Consider the following 7,740-nt stretch of genomic DNA (forward strand, 5'->3'; position numbering starts at 1 on the left):
GATGAGGGGGATTATGCACTGTTACATAGTGACAATCCTTAAAACCAGCCTACGGATTATTAGGATCAGTCAGAAGAATTATACTAGGAAATCAATAAATCTAATATTTAATCGTATATTTCCGACATAAATTTCAGGGGAATATTACTCGTGCGAGCGAATTCTCTCACACAATCATCTCTCTTCCAAATATCAGATATTATTATTTCTAAATTTTCTGCCGTAAATGATTTAATACTCTCAAGAAATAAATCGATTTCCGATTTGTTATCAGTATTGAACTCAATATGCCGCAAAACTCGATAGTCACGCAACTTGCTCCAATTTCGAACTCCTTTAACATTTGAGATCTCTATTCTTTGTAGATGCGAAACGGCAGACACATACACTAAATCGACTATTAAATTACAGTCTACAATGAATAGTTCTTCTAGGGAGGTGGAATCAGATAAAAATTCTATGTTTTCAATATTATTCAGTCCTGAGATATAGAGAGAGCTTAGACTTGGAAATCTTTTCAGGACTGGTAAATATTTTAACTTTGGTAAGCTACTAAGAGTCATTGATAGTATATCCTGAAATTGACCCACAAAATCAATGCTCATAAGCTCTTCTATCCTGTCAAGTGATAGATCCTGAAGCTTATTGCCAGGCTTTGTTACATTAATATTTCTGATATCTTTAAAATCGGACAGTCTTAAGACTTTAAATTTATCACTATTAATGTTCAAATTATCAATTACATCTTGAGTACTACCACTCAAAGTCATTGATTCCAATAATGTATAATTTTCAATAAATCCAAAATCGCTTCCGGTTTCCAAATAGATATATAGATCCCTAAGATTCAAAAATTTACTCATAGTAAGTGAGTCTAATTTTTGAATATGCAACCCTAAACTTAATCCATGAATGTCCTTATTAACTATATTTAATATACCGTTTGCCGCCTCAGGCAAGAAACCTATATCTAAATACTTAAGGGCTACACATTCTCGTATAAAGTCAAAGTTTTCAAGAGAATAGCAACTATGTATTCTTAATAATTCAAGCTTAGAGAAATCCATAAATGAATCTATTTTTTTAAGGTTGGTTAACCTCGTCATACTTAGCGATTTTATATTTTGCAATTTTGGAGAACAGTTTATATCAACAATTTTGTCCAGTTCACGTAAACCTAAATATTCAAGACTAGCCAATTTTCCAATACCTTTAATATCTATTAATCCACCAACATTTTGAATTGTTAACTTCTTAAGGGCAGGAAATACATCAATTCCGTCTATATCTTGCTGATCTCTCATATGATATATTCCAAGAGCACTAATATTTCTCAGATTTGTATTTTTAAATTTATCAAAATCAATATATCCATAGATTGCTATTTGATTGCATTTTTTAATGAGATCCAGGAAAATATCCAAATATTTGTCCCAAAATCTTGTGTATAGACTCATACCTGGCTCTAGGCTATGGATAATACTTTTTAGTATGTCAAGCTCATCATTTTCCAGTAATATATCAATGACCTCTGTGAGAGTAGGATATCGAAAGAATTCACTTATATCAGATTGATCCAACGGGAAAACAATCTCTTTGTAACTTTCTTTAATTTCGTGAAACTTTTCATATCTCGAGAACTCAAAAGCAGTTCTAACACCCCATTCAATTGCATTCTCATCCCACGAGTCATTGTATTTAAGATAAGGAAGGCAGTCCGGTCCACCTCGTACTAGATTATTTATATCTGAATACCTACCAACTGGGATTAAAGCCCTATAAGCTGTGTCTATTGCATCACTAACTTCGCGATTTCGTGTTATGTCTCCTTCTAAGCAGCTTACTAAAAATCTATGGCTATCTTTATCATAAAAGAATCGTTTTGTGAATTCACATATTGCTTTAAGCATAGTTTCATGGTTTCTAGAATTATGATTTTTGGAGTACCATAAGGCAAATTTAATAGTCTCACTCCAAAGATCATTACCCAATTGCTCCAATAACAAAAGCGACTCACCCGAGGAAACATATTCCTGAGCGGCTAAGTACTCTGCTAAAGTTCTATGAGTAAACTCTATTGATCCACCCGATGTTATTCTTAACAATCCGCTTCTCTCTACGAGATCAGATACAATGCGTGAAGCATCATCAATCTGATAATTCTTCCTTTCTCGTGCCCACTCGGCATCAATTTTCTCCTCGAATTGAGCAATATCCATAACAAACTCAGGATTCTTACTTCCTGAATAAGAGAGCATAGTCTTTGCAACTTTTTTAATAATATTATACGCTTGATTACCCTCAAAAACACTTGTAGAAATATTTCTATCCTGATCTCTCTTATATACAAACATAGTTGTAAAAGTATGGTATAACTCTAATCTATTCTTAGGCAATCCCGCGCGTGGATTAGAAAAATTTAAGGCACATAAAGCTGCACAAAGCAAAGGGTTCTGAGCCAATTCACGTAGCTCACGCCTATTTTCAATATTATATATTAATGTATTTTCTATATCTTTGATATTATTCTTTATATCTATAGGTAGTTCAAACTCTGCAACAGCCAGATGCCAATTTCTTATAAAATCGATTATGTCTGGTTTTACCATAGGCAATAGTACTGCATCATTAAAACCGAAAACTTCAAGCCAAGCCACCTCAACAGCAGTAGTACGAGAAGTAACAAGAACAATTATATCTGGAAATTCTGTTATAATATCACCAATACGATTTTTTACACTTTCTCTTCGATCTATAGGGACTTCATCTACACCATCTATCATTAGGATAACGCGACCAGATTCAAACTGTTCTCTAAGCCAACCTACTTTAGGTAGCGGAAAATCTTTACCAGCTAAGTAAGTATAGGAATTTAAGTCGTTTAAATCAAAGGCAGGCTTACTTTCCGACCAATCACGCAATCTTAAGATTATAGGTAGATAACTGGCCCATTCTTGCATCTGGTCATACTCAACTGGAAATCTCCCCAAAGCACAATAAATCGCAATCCATTTCAGCAAAGTACTCTTTCCAGATCCAGCTTCTCCTCTAATTAATACTCGTTTCAGAGAAGGAAGTGTTTCATGAACTCTTCGACTTTCGCTTTTTATGTTATTAATATGCCCCTCTAATTCATCAAATTTGCCATATTTATATAAGTTAAGAATTGATTCTAACTTTTGTTTATCCCAAAATCTTCCGTGGTTCTGCATATATAAACTTAGATAAGCAACCTTAATCTGGTAATTCTTGGAATAGTGATCAAGGTGACTAATACCAAAATCATCAGGGATGTTGATTTTACGCTCAATCTGTTTTCTATATTTATATTCAAAATCATCATTTGAAGTATCCGAGACGCTTAGCATACTAAATACTTTTGCTATCTGTCGTTCTGTCTCACCTATTCGCTTATCCATCTCATGAAAATTATTTAATATTGCTTCTGCGGACATAATTGGAAATTCGGGCATCGATTTAATAAACTCTACAACCAAGTCCGAACTTGATTCAATAATTAGATTCATAAAACTTTCTATCTCTTCATCTCCAATGTCAATATAAGATAATCCTAATTTAAGAGATCTTTTAATTAATTCTGCATCAAGCGCAGTATCTATCCACATTTGAGGGTTAAAACAACTACTAAAGACCTCCCTAGTAATATCTAAAGCTCTCGAAATTTGGTCTTCTGTGAGCTCAACTCTATTTTTAATATAATTGTCCAATTCCCTAAATATTTTTTTCGTGACCTGAAGACTCCATTCTCTTATTATTTCACTATCTTCAGTATTTTTTTCTAAAAAAACCTCATCAATAAACGATTCCAAAGCCGTATCAATAGGATTTTTTACAAACTCTGCGAGATCTTTACCTAAGAATGAGAAGGCGGCACCAGTGATGCACTTTGCTATCAGGCGAAGGTTCTTGTTCCTTGACACATTGACCCTACTTTCTCTAGAAAACAACTTCTATAATTCGTCCGAGACTATGGCTAAGTTTGAGCACGAGATTATCTACTTCTTATATCGAGGAAAAAATAATGTTCTCTCTGGTACTGCAAGTATTCTAAGTTGATCTGGTGTCCAGCCACTCTCCGCAAAACCTGGCCCTCATACCCAGTACCCACCAGAGAAAAGTCGTCATTCACTGCAAACACCCCGTAATCAAACAGCACATGATGATTCGGGCACAAACACAACACGTTGTCCGTTGAATCCGGCCCATTGTGCGGCATCCCCAAAGGCTTGATGTGCGCAGCCTCCGAATACGCCCCCAGAGGCGTCACCAACCTCACCCCGCACACCTGGCAGGTGTCGTCATGCATCTTCTTCACGGCCTTCGTCACCTTCGAATCCCGCTTGATTCGGTTCACCAAGGCCAGACGCCTTTCTGCTTGGGCCGTGGTGATTACCGGTGCAGGAGCATCATCCTCAGGGACATCACTCTGCACCCCTGCCATTGGAGGAACCAAGAAAGGGTCTTTCTCCAGCCGGAATCGGTACACCAGAAACCCACTCTTCCCAGGCTCACACCAGTAATCCGTCACAAAATACAGCCCGTCATAACGGTAATTCATCCCCGAAGAAAGCACCTTCGGGTCCTCCACCCGACGCACCACCCGCACTGGTAAACCCAGCTGCTTGTTCAAAGCCAGGGCCTTGTTCTGGCGGGTGAGCTCCTGGTGGGCCACCTGCTTCTCAGACTCCTGGTCCCGCCCACCATGCCCCGTGTAAATCAGGGTCTCCCCGTCATCAAAGTCATCCTCGTAACCACCAGACACCACAATGGAATCCGCCCCTTCATTGGCGGACCCACTGATCCCAGCCTGCAACGGCTTATGTATTCCCGCAGCAGCCACAGCCTTCCGATCTGGGAACAACGCTCCCACAGGGACACCCTTCACATCACCAAAAACACGTTCAGCCATCTGTTTTCCTTTCAAGTCCTTTGAGACGCAGAGCGCTTCAAGTGCAGCACGTTCTCCAACAGCATTCTTCTGTTCCTCACACTGTCGATGGCATCTTTGATGGGCATTGCCACCAGCACAGCACCCAACAGAACACCCAGCAACACAATGTGAAGGTCACCCAACTTTGGAGTTTTCTCTGAAATCTGGAAGTACAACGCAACCAGACCACCAATCCAGGCAATCATTCCTACAGGCTGAATGCTTCCCAGCAAGAAACCTGTCCTGGACTCAAAACCTGTCTCTGCAGCCATGAAATTCTTTAAGGTGTATTCCAGAACGTCAATGTCGTACTGCAGAAGCTTGCGAATCAAGTCCTTTCTGTCTCGCTGGCCTTCACTGATGGAGAGCAGAAAATCCCGGTGTGCATTCAGAAAAATCTTCAAGAGGGGTGGCAAGGTTCCATACAGCATCACCAATCCACCCATAACGTAGTAAGCCAAGGACAACCAGAGGGCAGCCCAATTCCACCAAGGGGTGACACTCACAAGAGAAACCCACAATGAAAGTGCTCCCCCTGCAAACAACACCAGCGGCCATGCAGTAGAGGTGGGGACTTTGCCATGAAGGTAACTCCGGGGTTGTTCTTCCTCGGGCACCAAAAGGTTATGGATTTCCTGAATTTTGTCGAGCTTGTCATTCCAGTTCATCAGTAAATCTGCCCCTGCTCAGACCGAATCAAGATCTGGCCGTTGTGTTCCTCCAGCTTCAGAAGGGCATACGCCTTCCCCTGCAGGGACTTCGAACCACTGCGGACCCGGTAGGTATAATCAAACCGCACTGTGCGGGTGTCCGAAGTGGAAGCCAAAGTCACCACATCCGAAACCCGCTGGTACTCCCGCACCGGCCACCGGCTGAAGTACTTCCGTTTGTCCTCAAACAAGAAGTTCTTGTCCTTCCACCCCGAGTCGTAATACTCCACGCTCTCCGCATACAGGTCCATACTCGGCGCCAGGTCATTCCTCTCCCCCATACTCAAGTACTGGTCCGTGAAGTCGAGCACCTCCTGATCCGTCATGTAAGGTTCTTCCACCACGGGATCCTCAAAGGAATCCACCACCGGTGTAGCAACCACCTCAGGAGTTGGTGTCTCACCATTCACGATGCCCGCCTCAGAAAGCTGCAGGCACTGAGAAATGGTCTCCTCTTTCAGTTCAGAAGCACGATCCCAGACATTCTGAAAGGCCCAGTAAGTTCCGTTCTGATCTGGATCTTCCCTGCCATTGATCCGCACGTAATTCCAGTAAGCGTTGTCTGCCTTCCGCTCACACGCCGTCAAGTACTGCGCCTTCTGAGATTCCCGTTTGCGGGCCTCTTCTTTGTCCTGACGCTCAAGCTTCTGTTTGCTGAGTTCCAGGTCCGTCTGGGCTTTCAGCTTCTCCCGCTCCAACTCAATCAGGGCCTGCTGCTGAGCAGGGACCGTCACCAGAAAGTGGTAACCGACAATGCCAGCCACCAGGACCAGAAGGAACGCAATCACCCACAATGCAGGATGGTTTGATTTCACCTCAGCTCACCAGACCTGAAAGGAGACATCAATCTGGCGTGCTCCAGTGCACAACAAACCCACCTGAAGTTTCGCAGCATCAACGGGACCCACCTGGCAACCCACCCGGTCCAGGTTCGCCAGCGGGAAGAACAGCTTCCCTTCCTTCAATAAGGGCGAACCCACCAACATGACAACAAAATTGCCGAAGACCGCTGTTTGCTGCCCAGGTTTGATGGTCACCTCCTGGCCGTTGAACTTCCACACGTAAACACCCTCAGATACGGTCAAAGAAGACAGCTCACCGAGGGCCTGATGGATGTCCTCCAAGGCAGCATAAGAGTAAATCTTCGGTTGGGGTTGAAAGACTGGAGTGGAAGCAGAAGCGCTGGGTTGATTCGGGCAGTACGTGAAGATCCCCAGGTCACCACACACGTAAGAGCCCGTGTCACTGGGGCAGGAGTGCCACCTGTGACAACCATCCCGGTGCGCAAGTGCGTCGGTACCGAAACCCACCACTCCCACACCGAAGATCAGGGGAAGGAGGACCCTGCGAAAAGAATTCAGGGCTGAGAGATCACCAAATTTCATACGTGACCTCGGCGTTCCCAGCTTTGGAGCACTGGATCAGCATGGTCTTCCCGTAACCATCCATGCTGGCAATTCCACACCCCACACTGGACAGGGACTTCACCGGCACAAACACCCTGTTTTCCTTCAAGTAAGGCGCACCCAAGAGGGCGAACTTGCTGGAACCGAGTTTTGCGGACTTGCTTCCCAGCTGCAAAGTCAGGCGTTTGCTGCCCACTCCCAGCACGTAACTTGAGCCTGATTTGTAGAAAGTGGCTCCAGAGAGTCCCTTCACCAGGTCACCCACAGGCACGTAAGCAATTCCAGCAGTGGCATACTTCGGCTTCTGGGGTTTCGGTGGAGTTGGAGGCGTGTAAACCTTCGGTTGACTGGTGGCCGGAGCCACTTCAACTTCTTCCTCATACCCACCACAGCCAGAGGTGTACCCGAGGTCACCGCACACGTAAGATCCAGTGTCGCTCGGGCAGGAGTGCCAGCGGTGGCATCCACTCCGGTGAGCTTCTGCATTCTGGGAGATAAAGAACAGGCCAATGGTCATCAGGGCTGCAGATATCAGGGGTGCAGAAGTGCGCATATTTCAGCTTACCTTCAGTTTTTTGCTCATCATGTGTTCATTTTGGCTAGGTGTAAACCCTTAGAAAGTGTCATTCTGAATCGAAATAAAGGGGTACTCCCTCCCTACCCCCCCTACCCT

The 7,740-nt window shown here is 43.4% G+C and carries 6 protein-coding genes; all 6 read right to left on the reverse strand.

Features of this window, described 5'->3' with window-relative positions:
• Positions 1-107: 107 nt before the first annotated feature.
• Positions 108-3,941 (reverse strand): NACHT domain-containing protein, encoded by a 3,834-nt coding sequence (locus tag DC3_RS28415; protein WP_146892080.1) that lies wholly within the window; start codon positions 3,939-3,941, stop codon positions 108-110.
• Between the two features lie 71 nt (positions 3,942-4,012).
• Entirely contained in the window at positions 4,013-4,930 is a 918-nt protein-coding gene (locus DC3_RS28420) for a YDG/SRA domain-containing protein (protein ID WP_146892084.1), read from the reverse strand.
• 11 nt (positions 4,931-4,941) lie between these two features.
• Positions 4,942-5,412: a hypothetical protein gene (locus DC3_RS28425; protein ID WP_146892087.1), complete on the reverse strand. Its 471-nt coding sequence runs from the start codon at positions 5,410-5,412 to the stop codon at positions 4,942-4,944.
• A gap of 206 nt (positions 5,413-5,618) precedes the next feature.
• Entirely contained in the window at positions 5,619-6,476 is an 858-nt protein-coding gene (locus DC3_RS28430) for a hypothetical protein (RefSeq protein WP_146892090.1), read from the reverse strand.
• Positions 6,477-6,482: 6 nt separating this feature from the next.
• Entirely contained in the window at positions 6,483-7,046 is a 564-nt protein-coding gene (locus DC3_RS28435; protein ID WP_146892093.1) for a hypothetical protein, read from the reverse strand.
• A complete protein-coding gene (locus DC3_RS28440; protein ID WP_146892096.1) occupies positions 7,033-7,620 on the reverse strand; it encodes a stalk domain-containing protein in 588 nt (195 codons plus the stop codon). The genes DC3_RS28435 and DC3_RS28440 overlap by 14 nt, the downstream gene beginning before the upstream one ends.
• Positions 7,621-7,740 lie beyond the last annotated feature (120 nt).

Source organism: Deinococcus cellulosilyticus NBRC 106333 = KACC 11606 (genome assembly GCF_007990775.1).
In the GTDB taxonomy this organism is placed as follows: Bacteria; Deinococcota; Deinococci; order Deinococcales; family Deinococcaceae; genus Deinococcus_C; species Deinococcus_C cellulosilyticus.

Excerpts from the sequence above, each read along its gene's own strand:
- DC3_RS28420 (WP_146892084.1), bottom strand. The coding sequence starts at position 4,930 with ATGGCTGAACGTGTTTTTGGTGATGTGAAGGGTGTCCCTGTGGGAGCG.
- DC3_RS28435 (WP_146892093.1), bottom strand. The coding sequence starts at position 7,046 with ATGAAATTTGGTGATCTCTCAGCCCTGAATTCTTTTCGCAGGGTCCTC.
- DC3_RS28440 (WP_146892096.1), bottom strand. The coding sequence starts at position 7,620 with ATGCGCACTTCTGCACCCCTGATATCTGCAGCCCTGATGACCATTGGC.